The sequence below is a fragment of the Lysobacter spongiicola DSM 21749 genome (assembly GCF_900167055.1).
Taxonomy (GTDB): domain Bacteria; phylum Pseudomonadota; class Gammaproteobacteria; order Xanthomonadales; family Xanthomonadaceae; genus Novilysobacter; species Novilysobacter spongiicola.
The window spans coordinates 1-2,692 of record NZ_FUXP01000025.1 but is presented as its reverse complement, the minus strand read 5'-3'; the positions used below and the strand labels follow the sequence as shown (position 1 = coordinate 2,692).

Below are 2,692 nucleotides of genomic sequence, written 5' to 3'. Positions count from 1 at the left end.
AAGCCGAACTTGCTTCGTTACACCAAAGCCATGGCAGAAAGAGCTTGCCATGGCTTTGGCTCCACTACGCAAGTCGGCTTAACTCAGGCGTTAGGCGGCTGCTGCTGGTGAGCTCTGCATTGGCTCGCTTCTTCGGACACTCGCGTTGCGGCTGACAGTGTGACTCGTGCTCATCCCGCGCTAGCTCCGGCTGATCTCCTTCGGCAACCACGTCGCGCCGGGCGGTCTGTCGTTCCGGCAGGTCGGCTCAATGATTTCGGAGCCATCTTCGGCCGCATGTCGCCCTGTAGTTTCCGGGTAAGGCGCCGGTCCGCTCGGGCTGGTACTGTTTCGGCTGGTGGCGGGGCTGAGGGTTTGATGTTGGCGGGTCGGCCAGCACCCAAGGCAGCACCGCCTAACAGGTCATTCAAGCCGAACCCACTTCGTCTTAGTTTCAGGCATGTTCGCTGCTCGGGCATCGTCCAACTCCCGGCTCACGCGTTGTGGGTCGGCTTAATTCCGGTGTTAGGCCAGATAGTGACTCCCTTGGCGCACGAAAGCCCAATCAGCAGCTGGAGGATCCCGTGAGGCGCGTAATGCAATTGACTGCGGTCGGCTTCTTCTGGATTCTCGTAGTTGTTGCGCTTTGCGTACTGCTTACTTTTGCCTGGGCGGCCGTCCCTGTCTTGTCGGTTGTTCTTGCCGGCGGCACTTCCAGCTTATGGTTCTTTGGTCACACTGAATGGCTCGTGGGGGCCGCAGCGCTGTATCTCGGGCTGGCCGGTGCGTTACTGTTCCGCAGAGGGCGCCGGGCACCCACTCAGCCCAGTGCCTAACCAATCATTCAAGCCGAACCCACTTCGTCTTGGTTGCAGGCATGTCGCTGCTGAGGCGGCGGTCCAACTCCGGCTCACGCGTTGTGGGTCGGCTTAATTCCGGTGTTAGGCTTCACATGGAAAGTTCATGCTAAAACCCAACCAATTTGAAGAAGACGAGGCTTGGGTTGTGTTCCAACTCAATGATGCGCCCGTTCGCACAGAGCAAGACGGAGATTTCAATTGCATCGCACTCATGGACGCTGCAAGCGGCTTCATCTTTGGCACTGCTTTCGTCTCTGTCGCGCAGGCCGAGCCTTCCGTGTTTGAAGTGCGTAAATTGTTCAATTCATGCTCGGAGCGCAGCGGCGGCACCCCCGCCACCCTTCTGCTCCCGAAGGGGCAATTCCAAACTACGTTCCCCTCGGAGGCCAAGCGCCGCGGAATCACCGCTGTCCATGTTCATGAGACAGAACTTTCAGCTCTCACCTCGGAGGCCACGCAAGGCTTCCGAGAGCATATGCAGGGTGGCCGGGCGTGAAGCCTAACAGTTCATTCAAGCCGACGCCGCTTCGCGGCGCGGCTTAATTCAAGTGTTAGACGATGAGCCGGAGCCGGAGTAAAACCTTGCCGCCCAAGCTCTTGGTCCTCGCACTACTGGTCTCTGTTGGCTGCAGTACTGCACCGCGTGACCCGTCGCCTCCGCCGCCGAAAGAGCCTGCCATCATCGTGGATGACCCCATCTGCGTAAGCTGCCACCTAGAGGAGCCGGCTTCTGTGACTCCCGATCAGCCCCAGTAGATCCGTCTGCTTAGATGGTCAGGGCCATAGCTGGCTGGGCGGCGGCGTGGTGATGGCAGTTCCATAGGCACCCAGGACAGCATCGCCTAACAGGTCATTCAAGCCGAACCCACTTCGTCCCATTTGCAGGCATAGTCGCTGCTGGGGCTTCAGTTCAACTCCCGGCTCACGCGTTGTGGGTCGGCTTAATTCCGGTGTTAGGGCGCATTTTACTTCGCAGGAGAACTGAGTGAAAAGGACAATACTGGCGGCATTTCTTGTGTTCAATCTTGCTGCGTGTAGCAGAAGTGTTGATAGCTATGACAACTCCGCGACTTGGGATGCACTGAACGAATCTCAAAGAACAAGCAACTTCCAAGCCTCCATGCAGCAACGTCTAACGACGATTGGGTTCAAGTGCGCATCCTTGGAAACACCCGTGACATCGTGCAGTTTAGAGGTCAAGGCTGACGGCTGCGCTCATTCCGAGGAGATAAGCTTCAATGGACAGGGCGTCTCGGAGTACTCCCTCAACAGTCGTTGTGCGCCCTAACAATTCATTCAAGCCGACGCCACTTCGCGGCGCGGCTTAATTCAGATGTTAGGCCGCAAAGGAAGGCTATGGCGATCGTTTACAAATCAAAAACTGACGCGTGGTTGCTTGCTGTTCTCGTGGTTGCGATTGCGGTGTCGCTTTTCGCTGCTATCGCAACCTTGTCTGCCGGGTCCCCGCCGGTGGCCGCGTTCATCGCTGTCATCGGTGTCGGCCTGCCAGTCTGGCTGTTACTTTCAACACGCTACACGTTGGAGCCCCATCAGCTAAAGGTACAAAGCGGCCCGTTCAAGTGGCACATCAAGGTAGCGGACATCACCAGCATTACGCCCAGTTCCAACCCGCTCTCCAGCCCAGCGCTTTCATTAGACCGGCTGCGTATAGGCTACGGCTCGGGAAGGTCGCTCATGATTTCCCCATGTAACAAGGAACAGTTCATCCGGGATATTGAGGCTGCCCGTCGCGGTGCGGCCTAACAATTCGTTCAAGCCGAACTTGCTTCGTTACACCAAAGCCATGGCAGAAAGAGCTTGCCATGGCTTTGGCTCCACTACGCAAGTCGGCT

Annotated in this window: 2 protein-coding genes; both read left to right on the top strand. The window is 57.4% G+C overall.

Translation table 11 applies throughout. The features are described from left to right. The first annotated feature begins 942 nt into the window (after nt 1–942). Nucleotides 943–1,335: a hypothetical protein gene (locus B5D37_RS14495; RefSeq protein ID WP_078759443.1), complete on the top strand. Its 393-nt coding sequence runs from the start codon at nt 943–945 to the stop codon at nt 1,333–1,335. An 860-nt stretch (nt 1,336–2,195) separates the two neighbouring features. After that, a complete protein-coding gene (locus B5D37_RS14490) occupies nt 2,196–2,603 on the top strand; it encodes a PH domain-containing protein (RefSeq protein ID WP_078759442.1) in 408 nt (135 codons plus the stop codon). The last annotated feature ends 89 nt before the right edge of the window (nt 2,604–2,692 follow it).

Coding starts and splice junctions, on each gene's coding strand:
- B5D37_RS14495 (WP_078759443.1), top strand. CDS start 943: ATGCTAAAACCCAACCAATTTGAAGAAGACGAGGCTTGGGTTGTGTTC.
- B5D37_RS14490 (WP_078759442.1), top strand. CDS start 2,196: ATGGCGATCGTTTACAAATCAAAAACTGACGCGTGGTTGCTTGCTGTT.